This window comes from Virgibacillus pantothenticus, from assembly GCF_018075365.1.
Classification (GTDB): domain Bacteria; phylum Bacillota; class Bacilli; order Bacillales; family Amphibacillaceae; genus Virgibacillus; species Virgibacillus pantothenticus.
The window spans coordinates 2491032-2506065 of sequence record NZ_CP073011.1 but is presented as its reverse complement, the minus strand read 5'-3'; the positions used below and the strand labels follow the sequence as shown (position 1 = coordinate 2506065).

The window sequence follows — 15034 nt, the reverse complement described above, 5'->3', positions numbered from 1 at the left end:
TTCCAACCTTTCTTCATATCAATCATATCTATTTTAACTGCTTGTGTAGGAAGGTACAAGCAATTAAAAGGAATTTTAAAAACTTTGTCGAAAAACGCATGAAATGGAAGGGGAATATGTTTAACATTTCCAACTCATGTATTTTTATCCTTGTAATACTCCCACTTCAGGAGTAGGATAATCTGTACTGCAACAAATCTAAGTGGGAGGTAACAGCACCTAAATTCGGCCTTTAGGTCATACCATTACGGTACTAACAAGCAGTGGGGATTGAAGATCCACTTTATCCATTATACTATACCGAAAGTCCATGTGCATACAGAAGAGCGGTCGATGTTCTACGAAGTAGTGCAGATATAAAACCAACCAAAACGTAATTAGCATGAGGAAGGGAGCATTGGTAATTGTTAGTAAATATCCTATGTAGAAGAAGCAACCTAATTCAACGCACCATGTGTCCAATGAGTAATTGCTTCATATACCTCCTGCTTATTCAATTCATGAAGGAGTTCATGCCTGCCGCTTGCAAACAGCATAGCAGTAATATTGGTTAACCCGTCATTTTTATAACATGTAGCTGTTTTCCAAACGCCTTTCGCATAATTCCCCACTGGATCATGATCGCCACTAATGAATAATAGCGGTAAGTCATGGCGTATTTGCTGATTCTTGTTTTTATTATGAATACTTTGTAATCCTGTAAATAAATCATAAAAAAATCGCCCTGTTGGAATAAAGCCAGTGTACGGATCTTTAATATAAGCCGCAACAGCAGTTTTCGATCGGCTTAACCATTCAAAACCAGTAGGAGAATGGTCTACTTTTTTATTAAACGATCCAAACACGAGTTTATTCATTAACACGGATTTTTCCTTAGGCGGGAGCAGAGAAGCTGCAAGTTGCCCAGCTGCTAATTGAACGGCTGGGAAGTGACCAGTTCCTGAAAGAATAGCACCAGAAATGGTATCACTGTATGTCTGTATATAAGAGCGAACAAAAAAAGATCCCATGCTATGTCCGAACAAAAACAATGGTAATGATGGATGCGTGGATTGTATAAGCTCAGAAATTTGGCGAAGGTCACGTACTGCTTTAAAAAAGCCATCATTGTCAGCTAAGTATCCGAGCTTGCCTTGTTTTTCACCGGTTTTACCATGACCACGATGGTCGTTACCATAAACGATAAATCCTCGTGATGTTAAATAAGTGGCAAAATCATGATATCTTTCAATATGTTCCATCATGCCATGAGAAATTTGCATCACAGCTTTGGCAGGAGAAGAAGGTTCCCATTTTTTAATAAAGATATCCATGTTGTCATCCGTATGGTACCAAAAAGTTTGCTGTTTCACTATAATCGGCCTCCATTTCTTAGTTTCTATCATAATTGTAAATTTCTACTTCGTCCACTCAAAAAGGCTTGCTATCCTTCCTGTAACTATGCTAAAGTTATACGTAAGTCTACGTATGTTATTGATTGCATACGCGTTAAGAGGATGAGTTGGTCGCTTATCTGTTACGGGAGGTATAATGAAGTTATGCTAGGAATTGTCAATGTATTGTTAGTAATTGATGGAATTATTATGATTATATTGGTTCTATTACAATCTGGAAAAAGCGAAGGCTTGTCAGGTGCTATTTCAGGAGGTGCTGAGCAGTTGTTTGGCAAGCAAAAGGCAAGAGGAATTGACCTTGTTTTACATCGGGGAACAATTGTGACAGCGGTCATATTTTTTGTATTAGCATTTTTAAGTGCATATGTTTTACAATAGATATTTCGACCCTTACCGCTTTGCAGTTAGCTGGTAAGGGTTTTTATTATTGTATAGGAAACTATAAAATGAGGTGCTTGTGAATAACGAAATAAGACAGAAGGTTTGTTAAAAACTACTCGCTTCGATTAAAATGGATAATGCAGTATGATTTTTTTTATCCTGTATATTATGGTGCTGTAAGACTATCTGTACTGCAAACAAGTCTAAGTGGGAGATAACAGCACCTAAATTTGGTCTTTAGGTCATACCATTACGGTACTTTACACAATCAGTGGGGGATGAATGATGAATGAAAACCGCCACTGATTGGAGATTTACTTTATATGGGGAATTATTGTTAAAAAGTAGATGGATTGCTAACTAGAAAGTTTGACTTCCTTATAAAAAGGTAGTTTACGTCTATGCGTAATAAGGTAAATGAAACAGAGTAGTAAAAGGAGTTGCAAATCATGAAAATAAAACAACCTCAACCATTTACGTTTGAAGCAGGACCGCGTGCGGTATTATTATTACATGGGTTTACAGGGCATTCCGCGGATGTCCGTATGTTAGGAAGATATCTGGAAAAACGGGGCTATACTAGCCACGCTCCCATTTACAGAGGACATGGTTTACCACCTGAAGAGTTAATTCAATCCACCCCTGATCAATGGTGGGAAGATGTAGTGGAAGCATACCGCCATCTAAAGCGTTTAGGCTATAAAGAAATCGCTGTTTCTGGACTTTCTTTAGGCGGGGTATTAGGTTTAAAGCTTGCGTATACGGAGCAAACGAAGGCAGTTATTCCAATGTGTTCGCCAATGTTTTTTGATAATGAAGCGCAGCTGACAAAAGGCTTCCGTGCGTTTGCCAAAGAATATAAGCAGTTAGAACGCAAAGAAGCAGACGTCATTGAACAGGAATTAAATACATTATTAACAAATTCGGAGCCATTGTTTAAGCAATTGGGTGAATTGATTAATGAAGTGAAAAATGAAGTAGATACGATTTATACGCCAACCATGGTCGTACAAGCTAGAAAAGATGAAATGATTAATACAGACAGTGCAAATTATATTTATGAAAATATAGAAACAGATCATAAAACGATTCATTGGTATGAAGAATCAGGTCATGTCATTACAATGGGTAAGGAAAAAGAACAAGTATTTGAAGATATTTATCAGTTTCTTGAAACATTAAATTGGGAACAATGATTATAACGGATGCAAAATGAAAACAATAAAGAGAAAGAAGGTGAAGCAATAATGAAAGAAAAAATACAACAATATTTTAAGGAAAATGGTACAAAACCACTAACGGTTCATGAAATAGAGGAAGCGTTGGAAATTAAAGATGCGACGGAATTTAAAGAACTGGTAAAAGCACTAAATGCTTTGGAAGAATCTGGAGAGCTTGTTCGGACGCGAAAAAACAGATTCGGCTTACCAGAAAAAATGAATCTTGTTCGTGGCAGAATTCAAATGCATGCGAAAGGATTTGCCTTTTTAATTCCGGATGACGAAACACTTGATGATGTTTATATTCATTATTCCGATCTAGGTTCTGCCATGAATGGGGACAAGGTGCTTGTAAGAATTGAAAAAAGAAGTGATTCGGGTAACCGCTCGGAAGGAACTGTGATTCGAATTTTAGAAAGAGCCACACTACAAGTAGTTGGCACATTTGAGAATAGTCGCTCATTTGGTTTTGTGATCGCAGATGATAAACGGATTCCAAATGACATTTTTATTCCTAAGGATTGTACAAACGGTGCTGTTAGCGGACATAAGGTAATTGCACATATTACGAAATATCCAGAAGGAAGAAAAAGTGCAGAAGGCGAAATCATTCATATATTAGGACATAAAAATGACCCTGGTATTGATATTATGTCCATCATCTATAAACATGGCATTAAGGTAGACTTTCCAGAAGAGGTGCTAGAACAAGCAGCCAACACGCCTGAATCAATTTTTGAAGAAGAGATTCAAGGACGTAGAGATCTGCGTGAGGAAACAATCGTTACCATTGATGGTGCGGATGCAAAAGACTTAGATGATGCTGTATCTGTGAAGCGATTGGATAATGGAAACTACCTTTTAGGCGTATATATTGCTGATGTAAGCTATTATATCGATAAAGGAAGTCCGATGGATGAGGAAGCCTTTGAAAGAGGGACGAGTGTTTACTTAGTTGACCGTGTGATCCCGATGATTCCGCACCGTTTATCAAATGGAATTTGTTCACTTAACCCCAAGGTTGACAGGTTGACATTAGGCTGTGAAATGGAAATAGACGCTTCTGGCAATGTCGTGAGCCACGAAATTTTTCAAAGCGTTATTCGAACAAATGAGCGAATGACGTATCATGATGTGAACCAAATCTTAGTGGAGAATGATGAAGCATTGCGAGATCGTTATAAAGAATTGGTTCCTATGTTTGAAGAGATGGAGAAATTGGCAGCCATTTTACGCCGAAAGCGAATGAATCGCGGCGCCATTGATTTTGATTTTAAAGAAGCAAAAGTGGTCGTTGATGAAAATGGCAAACCAGAAGATGTTATATTACGTGAACGCTCAGTTGCCGAACGGCTAATTGAAGAATTTATGCTGGCTGCGAATGAAACGGTAGCCGAACACTTCCATTGGATGGACGTGCCGTTTATTCATCGTATCCACCAGGACCCAGATCCAGATAAATTACAAACATTCTTTGAATTTTTAGCAGGGCTTGGCTACGTGGTGAAAGGGACGACGAATGAAGTGCATCCGCAGGCACTACAAAAGGTATTGGAAGATGTAAAAGGAAAGCCAGAAGAAATGATCGTTTCGAAGCTAATGCTTCGTTCGATGCAGCAGGCGAAATATGATCCGCAAAGCATTGGTCACTTCGGCTTAGCGACACCGTTTTATACGCATTTCACGTCGCCAATACGCAGATATCCTGATTTAACGGTACACCGCTTAATTCGTACCTATTTAATTGATAAAAAAATGGATCAGCATACGTTGCAAAAATGGAAAGCGGAGCTGCCGGAAATAGCCAAACAAACTTCCGCTGCCGAACGGCGTGCGGTGGATGCAGAACGAGAAACCGATGACCTCAAAAAAGCAGAATTTATGCAGGATAAAATTGGTGAAGAATATACTGGTGTTATTAGCTCAATTACGAATTTCGGTTTGTTCGTGGAACTGGAAAATACGATTGAAGGGCTAGTTCATGTTAGTTATCTAACGGATGACTATTATCATTATGATCAGCGTAGTCAAGCGATGATTGGTGAGCGAACGGCTAAAATGTATCGTATTGGAGAAGAAGTACAGGTTAAGGTAGTAAGTGTTAACATTGATGAACGCACCATCGATTTTTCGATCGTGTATGATGAAGAAACAAAACCTAAAAAAGTGATTAAAGCAAAAAGAATGAAAAACTAGCACATGCCGCTGTCCCGTTTACGGGCAGCGGTTTTTGGGGGAGTGAAATCGGATGGGAATAAGTAAAAGTCTTGGCTTGTTTGCTCGATATTGTAGAAATGACTCTTCTGTCAAACGGAAACATGAAGAAAAGCTAAAAAATCATGTTATTAGACCAATTGTAATAAACAGAACCAAATTTACAAATGTAAGAAAGTGCATATGTATGTATTGGAATATAGCTCGTTATTTGGTAGAATAAGGTGCATGTAAGAAGTAGGAGGAAGTACCGATGCCAAAAGGACAAGGAAAGGTAATTGCAACAAACAAAAAAGCATCCCATGACTATTTTATCGAAGACACGTATGAAGCAGGAATCGTTTTACAAGGTACAGAAATCAAATCGATTCGTGCCGGAAGGGTAAATATTAAGGATGCGCATGCGCGAATTGATCGTGGCGAAGTCAAATTAATAAATTTGCACATAGCAGAATATGCACAGGGGAACCGTTTTAATCACGATCCAACTCGTACAAGAAAGCTGCTTTTGCATCGAAAAGAAATTGATAAGTTAATCGGCTTAACGCAACAGCAAGGCTATGCACTCATACCGTTGAAAATCTATATTAAAAATGGTTATGCGAAGGTGCTTATAGGTTTAGGTAAGGGTAAAAAGAAATACGATAAGCGAGAAGATTTGAAGCGTAAGCAAATGAAACGAGATGTAGACAGAGCAATTAAAGATCATATGCGTTAACTGTAATTAGTAGTAGACGTTATAAAACTTGACTTTTTCTCTATACGTGTTACAATAATAAATGGACAAAAAAAGAATATTGCTCAATCTTCCGGAGCGCATCCTTTTTATGGGGACGTTACGGATTCGACAGGGATAGATTGAGCTCAGGTTGCACGTCGAGGTTACGTCTCGTAAAACGTTATGCCTAAATATAACTGGCAAAACAAACAATAACACTGCTTTAGCAGCTGCCTAAGCACTGCTGAGCGATCCTTCCTGCTATCGCCCGTGTGGCAGATTTGAAGGGTCTCAAATGAAGCGGGCTATACTATCATTCGCCGTCTGAGGATGGTAGTTGAAACCAATCAGACTAGCTGCTCGAAAGCCTGTCGGTAGGCTGCAGAGTAAGCGAATAATAATATACCGACTATGCGTGTAGAAGCCTGAGTGGCAATATCTCTGGACGTGGGTTCGATTCCCACCGTCTCCACCAAATACATATAAGTATTGGTGTGACAAGGTTTTAAAAACACTGGTAACATTTCTGGTAACACTTTTATTTAAATTGATATATTTTTGCAGGTTTGAAGTCGTCTTCCATTTGGAGTACGGCTTCTTTTACATTTGAAGAGTAAAGATGAACATAAATGTTTTACATTGCTGCTATATCGTTATGGAGCTGCTGAAAATGATGGTGGACCTAGTTCAAGCATGCTCGTCATACATAACCTTACCCAGTGTATTGTTTAAAATTTAGTAGCAAGCTTTTAAAAATTGAATGTCCTCTTCTGTTGAGTCATTCGCGAAGTACCATTTGCTACTCTTTTATACCAACAAAAACCTCTATGACATCTAAAAATACAGGCTGAATGGTTTTCTTTTTTCCGCTATCTGCAGACTTTCTTTTTATCCCCAAAGGTACAGAAGCAACTACTAGGACAACTAGTCAACCTAGTGATAGTGATGCCGCTGTTAGCCTTTCTTCTGGATTGGGAGCGGTGCTAAGCCCCAAAAAATTCCTATTAATAAAAACCCCAAATCCACCAATAACAGAAGTTGGCAAAACATCTTTTTGAAATAGTTTCACTATTGCTTAAAGAAATAGTGCCAATAATTAAAAAAACTGATCCAAGACAATGGTTCCCTTGTTTTTACTTTAATAATCAAAAAAAGCAACAAGAACAAGATGGGTTTGCTGTCTTATATACATTCGCACGTATAAAAACGGGCGTTCAGGGAAAAAGAATAAAAATGGAAACCATATTGAAAGGACGGAAGAGGTTGGTTAAACAGCTTATCGCAGTTATCATATGTAGTATTTCTTTACTATTTCTATCAGCATGCTGGGATCGGATAGAAATTGAAGATCGTGGATTTGTAGTTGGTTCGGCAATTGATTTGGGGGAGAAAAAAGATAACAATAAATACGAAATACTATTTACCAACCAGTTTGTTATTCCGGCAGGTTTGGGCACTCCACTCCAAGGGGGAGGTGCACAACAAGAAGCGTATAAAAATATTACGGTAACCGGGGGAAGCGTGTTTGAAATTTTTCGGGAAATGGCGACGTTATCTAGTGAAACGCCATTTTTTTCCCATATGAAAGTCGTTATCGTCTCAGAAGAAGTAGCTAAAGAGCCGGAACTTTTATCAAAAGTGATGGATGTTTTTATACGTGATCATGAAATGCGTAGGGGAATAAAGGTAGCGATCGCTAAAGAAGGGTTGCAAGCAAAAGATATTCTGGATGTTTCACCTAAGGATCAAAAGGTGCCAGCCCTCTATATTGAATCTCTCATGGAAAGTAATTATAAAAATGCCAAATCTCTAGCGCCTGTACCAGTAGGGCAATTGCGAGAGTTAATGCTTGATAATAGAAGCTACACCCTCCCGGAAATAGAAATTATGGATGATAAAGCATTAAAATATAAAAATGCCGCAGTTATTCGTGCACAGAAGAATCTGATGGTTGGCTCTTTATCAGACAAGGAGACTATGGGATTAACTTTGTTAACAGAGGATGATCAAAATGCCCCCATTAATGTAAATGTTGATGGGGAAGCAGCTGTTATTGAGTTAACAAGTGGTGGGAATTCCTATCACTTATTAAATAAAAATAAAGATAATTTAAAGGTTGAAATTAAGTTAAATTTAAAAGCGACTGTTGCCGAAATGCACGGATACTCTAAATTAACTTCAGAATCCTTTATAAAAAAGTTGGAGCATGCAACGGAAAATAAAATAGATGAGTTAACAGAAGGAACGATAAAAGTAGCACAAAACGATTTACAAGTTGATTTTATTGGCTTGGGTGATGAGTTATTTCATCGCCATTATGATATTTGGCAACAAGTAAAGGATGACTGGGATGTAGGCAAGAATTATTTTTCAAAAGCTGAGATAGATGTAAAGGTTGATACGACAATTAAGAAAACAGGGGCTTCAGACAACTTTAAATAATTGTTTAAACCACCTGATTGGTGAAACGCGTAAGAAATATACAAAGCTTAGAAAGGTTTGTTAGAACCAATTCACAAAATAAAAAAAATAAGCAAACTGTCTATGCACCAATGATAAACCTCTCATAAACTAGAATAGAATATGGAGTGAGAGGTGATGATTATGTTTCCAAACCGACCAATCAAGCAACCTATGAACCAGCATGAACGAAGGAAACCTATGTGGATAGGGCGACCGATGCAGACAAGGAATGCTCAACAAACATCTTCCCGAATGGAAAGTGTATTATCTTCTTTCCGAAATGCAGAAGGGGAAATAGATTTGAATAAGATAACAGAGGTAGCTTCACAAGTCCATAAGCTGTATGGGCAAGTTAGTCCTCTGCTAACATCGTTTGTAAGGAAGAAATAAGTTTAAAAATTAAAAAATGCATCTTTGCGATCCGTACAAATAGATAGAGTTTTTCAAATTATGCTTAATAGGGAATATTATTTAGTTTGTTTAAATGGTTGAAAGGTGTTCAAAAAGAATGGGAACAAGCTTTAATTAATATTATGCTATGCCTGTACGTGTAAAGGTACAGGCATAACGAAAAACGTTTCCCGAGTAATTTATTTGCTTTTTGGGCACCTCTGTTAAGTTAAAACCAAATGTTTCTAATCCTATTTATCATAAATTTGCACAGATTAAGACAAGCTAATACAAAGGAGGCTAGATTATGAATCAACAAATACGTAATTATATGACCAAAAACGTTTATACAGTAAATGAATCGCAAACCATTCAAGAGGCAGCGGCTGTTATGAGTGAGTATAATATAGGTGCTATCCCCGTTGTAAATGATCAAGGAAATATGGTAGGTATGGTGACCGATCGCGATATTACGCTCCGATCTACTGCGCAAGGTGAAGCTGCCCAAACTCCCGTTTCTCAAGTAATGACAGCACAACAAATTGTACATGGGACGCCTGAGATGGATATCCATGAAGCAGCTGAGTTAATGGCACAGCAACAAATTAGACGTTTGCCTATTGTTGAAAATGGCAAACTAATTGGAATGGTTGCATTGGGAGACTTGGCTGTTGATCAGCAATTGCAAAATGAGGCAGGACAAGCTTTATCTAGTATTTCTAACCCTTCCAGTCCACAGCAATAACAAAAAAAGTACTCTGACCATGTGAAAACATGTTCTCAGAGTACTTTTTTGCATATAAACATTATAACACATATGCATAAACAGAAATAAAGTGGCACAAACTTCCCGCCAAAATAAACAAATGAAAAATTTCATGAAATCCCATATGTTTAAAATTCAATGCTTTAGGTTTTAAAGCATAAATGATGCCACCAATGGTATAGATGATGCCTCCTAAGACTAGAAAAATCATCCCTCCAGTAGTAATGATTGGGGCAAGAGCTGAACTAAAGAATACAACGATCCAACCCATCCCAATATATAATAAAGTAGATAACCATCGTGGACAATGAAACCATACTAATTTAAATACGACACCTAAAACAGCCAAAGTTGTAACAGTAGTAAATAATGTCCAGCCTAAAGTACCTTTTAAACTAATCAGGCAAAACGGCGTATACGTTCCGGCAATTAATATGTAAATCATGGAATGGTCAATCCGTCGTAAAAAACCAATTACACGGTCTTTAGCAATAACCATATGGTAGGTTGCGGAGGCGGAATATAACAATGTCATACTTAATCCAAAAATAACTACTGCAGTAATTACAAGCGGTGATCCGCCTGTTTCAGTTGCTTTGAAAATCAATGCTAAAAGCCCAATAAACGACAATACCGCACCGAATAAATGTGTAAGTCCATTAATCGGTTCACGAATGTATACACCCATTAAATCAACACCTTTACTGTATTAAGTAGTTTTGAAAACTATATAATCATAATATATGTATTTTGTGATGTAGTCAAGGTTTACTTCCCTTTTTTTCTTTCGTATAATGATGAAGGTAAGCAAGTAATGGATATGTATAAAAGAGGGTATGGAATGGAAAATTTGAAAGATTTTATGAAGCAAATGCAGTTGAATAGTCAGTTGTCATTAGATGATATTCCAAATTTGGATTTATATATGGATCAAGTTATTCAACTATTCGAAAGTACGTTCGAAGGATTAAAGCGAGATGAGCAAGAGAAGGTTTTGACCAAAACAATGATTAACAATTATGCAAAAGGAAAGCTATTTTATCCGATCGAAAATAAGAAATATTCAAAAGATCATTTAATGTTAATCGCAATGATTTATCAATTAAAGGGTGCGCTCTCCATTAATGATGTGAAAACAACGTTATACAAGCTAAACAAAATGGTAGTGGAAGATAACTTTGAATTAGCGAAACTATATGAAAGCTATGTCCAACTTGCTGATGAAAGTATGAAACAGCTAGAATCAGAAATGAAACAATTGATTGATGATGTCGAACACCAAAGTGAAACATTAGCTAGTAACGATGCTGATTACTTGCAAGAACTTCTATTAGTGGCATCTTTTGTTAACATGAGCAATTATTATCGACGAGCTGCGGAAAAGATGGTGGATCGAATTGCTACGAAGAATGACAAATAACGATTGGATTTTTCAATTAATGGTAATAAACTAATTGAAAGTAGGGGGAAGACAGTTGAAACTCAGTATTTTAGATCAAGTGCCTATACTAAGTGGAGCTACGCCCAAAGAGGCCATTTCGGCCACATTGGAATTAGCCGAAATGGCTGATCAACTCGGTTTTACACGGTACTGGGTTGCTGAACATCATGATATGGAGTTATTTGCATGCCCTGCTCCCGACATTCTTCTTGGTTTAATCGGGAGTCGAACAGAAAAAATGAAGATTGGAGCTGGAGCTGTTTTATTGCCTCACTATCGGCCGTTTAATGTAACCGAAAGATATAATTTATTAGCAACGCTATACCCTAAAAGAGTGGATGTGGGAATTGGCAGAGCACCAGGTGGATCAGCAGAAGCAACGATAGCTTTATCGGGTAATTTTCTACAAAATGTAAAAAACATTTCTGCTGATATCGATGAATTGGTAGCTTTTTTTCAGCAAACATTTGCTAAAGATCACCTTTATGCAAATGTTACTGCTACGCCAATCCCTGATTTCCCTCCTGACCTGTGGCTGTTAGGTACTAGTGAAAAAAGTGCAAAGCTAGCTGCTGAAAAGGGAATGTCCTATGTGTTTGGGCATTTTATGACAGATAAGGATGGACCAGCAATTGTCGATCGTTACCGAAAACGATATAATGGAAAAGTGATTGTTTCTGTTTCTGTTATTTGTGCGGCGACATTTGAAGCGGCAAGAAAGCTTGCAGAAAGGTCTTATATGGAAAAGAAAAAGCACGAAGAAAAACATTTGACCCAAGCTAAAGGTAAAGCGGTTCGAGACCGTGATAGGGCGAATGATGATATGTTCACTGAAAAACTAAACGCCCAATATGTATTAGGCAATCCAGAGCAAGTACATAAGCAGTTGCAATCGTTACAAGCAATATATCAAGCAGATGAAATCATGATTTTAACTAATACACCTGACTATGAGAGTCGAAAGACCTCTTATCAATTAATTGCGCAAGCTTGTTTATAGCTGGTAGGTGAGGAGAGGAGTACATACATGGAAAATTGGGTAACATCCATCATGGAAGAGTTCGGTTATATTGGCGTGTTTCTAATGATGGCTTTAGAGAATATTTTTCCACCCATCCCATCAGAAATTGTTCTTCCCTTTGGAGGGTTTTTGACGACAACTACTGATTTGACAGTGCTTGGTGTTATCATTGCAGCAACAGTAGGTTCCGTACTGGGTGCGATTATTTTGTTTGGGATTGGTTTGCTACTTGATGTAGAACAATTAGAAAAAATAATTGATCGGTACGGACATATATTGCGGATAAAAAAACAGATGTTAAAAGAGCCGATGCTTGGTTTGATAAATATGGTTATTGGACAGTATTTATTTGTAGAATGATACCTTTAGTAAGAAGTTTGATCTCGATTCCAGCTGGGATGTCGAATATGAATTTTGTCAAGTTTGTAATACTGACTATTACAGGTACTCTCATTTGGAACACAATACTTATTTTAATTGGCATGCAGCTTGGGGAATCATGGACCGATATTTTATCATTTATGGAATTATATTCGACATTTGTTTATATCGCTATAGGTATAGGGATCGTTATAATTATTTATATATTTATGAAACGTAGAAGGCAGCAATAATTTTGCTGCTTCTTTTATCGTTTCCTGTACAATAAAAAAGAAGTGAGAGCAAACCGCTCTCACCTCTGACTAACGCCTCGCTATACGCTTGTTGTTAAAACATAAGACCTTTTCAAGAATTCTTTTTTGCATAGTCTTAAAAATCAGGGAAAGCCCTAACAACCCTAAAAACTCATTTATTATCTAAAACATGTTTTAGATACACTTCCAGTTCATTTTCCTTTAATTTTTTGAATTGAGTATTAGGATAATCAATATATTCATCACTACTCCAAATTGGTTTATTCCCTGAACACATTTTATTTTTATTTTTTTTAAGATATTCTTCTAACTCTGATGGGGCGGAAAATATTTTATATGATTTTCTTCCGCTTTTACTAATTATTTCGTAAATGAAACATTTCCTTTGAGCTGTATACTCTGCTGTTCTAACATACAATTTTTCAATTTTGAGAGATTTGAAAGGGAAGTTCCATCTCCTAAGCCCTCTTTTTTCATCTCTTTCGATACAAATGCATCTTCCACAAGTGCCACAAATATATTGAGTATGTTTCTCTAAACACTCTCTAGGTCTTAACATAGGAGTGGCATAGGGATTATCACTATAACATTCTTTACAACTCATAAACTCTCTCCTCTATTGAATATCATAATTATGTTTAACATCAACAACTCTGTATGGGGATCCCATATAGAAACCTGATACTTGCCTAATCGCTATTAGTTGCTAATCATTAAATAACCATTTTTCCTCTTTTTCATTTTCTGATTTCACTATCTCGACAAAAAAGAAACCTAATTTAATCCTTTAATACCTTATCTTTCACTGTTTATTTTCTTTTCAGCAGTAGGAATACCATCGATTAGGAGAACTTGTCTAAGTTCAAGCATACAGAACAGAATACGCCTCAAGTACTAGATAAAAATATGCCTTCCGTTCATTACGGAACAGCGATATGGTCTGTATGATAGAAGTAAGCTAAAGGAAGGAGGAAATCCGGTGAAAAAATTTCTTTTATTTCTAGCAGGATTAACAGCGTTTATTGTTCTACTGGCTAATTTAGGTCCAATGGTATTTTTGGGACTTGGCATATGGCTACTTTATGTTATCTTTAAACAGTTTATGAAAACTGATTCAACAGCAGGAAAAATCGGCTGGGTTATCGTAGGGCTCATCGTGTTAAGTATCACTATTTCAAATATGTTTGCGCTAATTGGAGTTGTCGCAGCAGTGGCACTATACATGATTTATAAAAGTTGGAAGAAAGAAACAGATGGCCCAGTTGTTCATCACATAGAGGAAGACGATCCGTTTACGAATTTTGAACGTCAATGGGCTGAATTAAATAAGTAATTACTGAAAAAGGAGAGACAAACCATGACTAATATTTTTACGAGAATGAAGGAATCTGTCGTTAGCGATCTACACTACCTAATGGATCAAAAGGAGCAAAAAAATCCGATTGCAGCTTTGAATCATTACCTTAGACAGAGCGAGCAAGAAAAAGAGAAAGTTCGAAAACTATTAGAGCGTCAATATAAATTGAAGGATGAATTTTTAAAAGAATATCAATTAGCCCAAGACTTAGCAGATAAACGTTTAAAGCAAGCGAATATTGCGGAAAAAGCTGGCGAATTGGAAATGTATGAATTTGCTATTCGTGAGCATCAAGAATATCAAGCACGAGCCGAGCGCATGAAAGCATCTCGAGACGAGGCTGCAGCTGAGCTTGAAATACTAGAGCAAAAGTATGAAAATATGAAGCATAAATTAAAAGATATGCATCTGCGTAGAATGGAATTAATGGGCCGTGAAAATATCGCACGTGCAAATCATCAAATCAATCGCGTAATTGATGAAACGTCAGATAAGCCATTCTCTAAGTTTGCGGAAATGGAACGATATATTGAAGGCCTTGAATATAAGGTGAATAGTGCTTATTATCGCAGTACATTTGATCATAAAATGGCAAAGCTTGAAAAAGAAATGGCAGAAAAAGAAGAGGCGTAGGAAAGAAGGAATTTACGTTTCCATAGAAACTTACTTCGGAGTATAACGAACGATGGGGAAAACTGTTCTCGGTAAATGAACATATCTTCTTCGGCAAAGAAAAACATGGTATACTATACAGGCGCAAGAGATTGCGTCTGTTTTTAATCCTATCACCATAGAGTGTAAAGACGTTTGAAGCAACAGGTCAGATTCTAACTAAAGTAGCGGAAAAAACTTAGAAAAGTAACATTGGTTCCAAAACGGGGATAAAATATTGGATTCGGCTATTAAATGGTGTTTTTTTGGGTTTCTACGCAGGAAAGTATAAAATTTGTTGCTTTGGGATAAGGGAATAACTGAATAGCCACGTCCGGCTTCAGCGCCCAGCAACTAGGCGACTTCACGAAATCGCCCTACGA

At 37.2% G+C, this 15034-nt stretch carries 14 protein-coding genes, 1 other RNA gene and 1 pseudogene; 13 read left to right on the top strand and 3 right to left on the bottom strand.

All coding sequences use genetic code 11. The features are described 5' to 3' along the window. Window positions 1-437: 437 nt before the first annotated feature. Window positions 438-1352, bottom strand: coding sequence for an alpha/beta fold hydrolase (locus tag KBP50_RS11750; RefSeq protein ID WP_232231233.1), 915 nt, complete (start codon window positions 1350-1352; stop codon window positions 438-440). A 186-nt stretch (window positions 1353-1538) separates the two neighbouring features. Here KBP50_RS11750 and secG point away from each other — a divergent pair, with 186 nt between their 5' ends. From secG to KBP50_RS11710, 8 genes are all read left to right on the top strand, one after another. Then, window positions 1539-1772 (top strand): preprotein translocase subunit SecG, encoded by a 234-nt coding sequence (secG, locus tag KBP50_RS11745; protein ID WP_050352382.1) that lies wholly within the window; start codon window positions 1539-1541, stop codon window positions 1770-1772. 452 nt (window positions 1773-2224) lie between these two features. Then, window positions 2225-2971 (top strand): alpha/beta hydrolase, encoded by a 747-nt coding sequence (locus KBP50_RS11740; protein WP_050352383.1) that lies wholly within the window; start codon window positions 2225-2227, stop codon window positions 2969-2971. Window positions 2972-3022: 51 nt separating this feature from the next. After that, on the top strand, window positions 3023-5191 hold the full coding sequence (gene rnr / locus KBP50_RS11735; protein ID WP_050352384.1) for a ribonuclease R: 2169 nt from the start codon (window positions 3023-3025) through the stop codon (window positions 5189-5191). 271 nt (window positions 5192-5462) lie between these two features. Further along, the gene (smpB, locus tag KBP50_RS11730; protein ID WP_050352385.1) at window positions 5463-5927 is read left to right on the top strand and encodes an SsrA-binding protein SmpB; all 465 of its coding nucleotides are present in this window, start codon (window positions 5463-5465) and stop codon (window positions 5925-5927) included. Between the two features lie 111 nt (window positions 5928-6038). Further along, window positions 6039-6402: a transfer-messenger RNA gene (gene ssrA, locus KBP50_RS11725) on the top strand. A 611-nt stretch (window positions 6403-7013) separates the two neighbouring features. Further along, window positions 7014-8369 (top strand): Ger(x)C family spore germination protein, encoded by a 1356-nt coding sequence (locus KBP50_RS11720; RefSeq protein ID WP_128743462.1) that lies wholly within the window; start codon window positions 7014-7016, stop codon window positions 8367-8369. Window positions 8370-8525: 156 nt separating this feature from the next. Then, a complete protein-coding gene (locus KBP50_RS11715; protein ID WP_050352387.1) occupies window positions 8526-8780 on the top strand; it encodes a YppG family protein in 255 nt (84 codons plus the stop codon). Between the two features lie 307 nt (window positions 8781-9087). After that, window positions 9088-9525 (top strand): CBS domain-containing protein, encoded by a 438-nt coding sequence (locus tag KBP50_RS11710; RefSeq protein ID WP_050352388.1) that lies wholly within the window; start codon window positions 9088-9090, stop codon window positions 9523-9525. A gap of 61 nt (window positions 9526-9586) precedes the next feature. Here the strand turns inward: KBP50_RS11710 and trhA are convergent, their stop codons facing one another. Next, window positions 9587-10234, bottom strand: coding sequence for a PAQR family membrane homeostasis protein TrhA (gene trhA, locus KBP50_RS11705; protein ID WP_050352389.1), 648 nt, complete (start codon window positions 10232-10234; stop codon window positions 9587-9589). Between the two features lie 153 nt (window positions 10235-10387). Between trhA and KBP50_RS11700 the strand changes: the two genes are divergently transcribed. From KBP50_RS11700 to KBP50_RS11690, 3 genes and pseudogenes are all read left to right on the top strand, one after another. Next, window positions 10388-10966, top strand: coding sequence for a DUF1836 domain-containing protein (locus KBP50_RS11700; protein WP_050352390.1), 579 nt, complete (start codon window positions 10388-10390; stop codon window positions 10964-10966). Window positions 10967-11021: 55 nt separating this feature from the next. Further along, complete coding sequence (locus tag KBP50_RS11695) at window positions 11022-11987, top strand: MsnO8 family LLM class oxidoreductase (RefSeq protein ID WP_050352391.1); 966 nt, start codon at window positions 11022-11024, stop codon at window positions 11985-11987. Between the two features lie 27 nt (window positions 11988-12014). Then, a pseudogene (locus KBP50_RS11690) lies at window positions 12015-12622 on the top strand (DedA family protein). Window positions 12623-12794: 172 nt separating this feature from the next. Here the strand turns inward: KBP50_RS11690 and KBP50_RS11685 are convergent. Further along, a complete protein-coding gene (locus KBP50_RS11685) occupies window positions 12795-13247 on the bottom strand; it encodes a hypothetical protein (RefSeq protein ID WP_050352392.1) in 453 nt (150 codons plus the stop codon). A gap of 375 nt (window positions 13248-13622) precedes the next feature. On the opposite strand from KBP50_RS11685, the gene KBP50_RS11680 reads away from it, so the two are divergent. Together KBP50_RS11680 and KBP50_RS11675 are read left to right on the top strand one after the other, a co-directional pair. Further along, on the top strand, window positions 13623-13976 hold the full coding sequence (locus KBP50_RS11680) for a lmo0954 family membrane protein (protein ID WP_050352393.1): 354 nt from the start codon (window positions 13623-13625) through the stop codon (window positions 13974-13976). A 24-nt stretch (window positions 13977-14000) separates the two neighbouring features. Further along, window positions 14001-14633 carry a PspA/IM30 family protein gene (locus KBP50_RS11675; RefSeq protein WP_050352394.1) on the top strand — a complete coding sequence of 211 codons (633 nt, stop codon included), beginning with the start codon at window positions 14001-14003 and terminating at the stop codon, window positions 14631-14633. The last annotated feature ends 401 nt before the right edge of the window (window positions 14634-15034 follow it).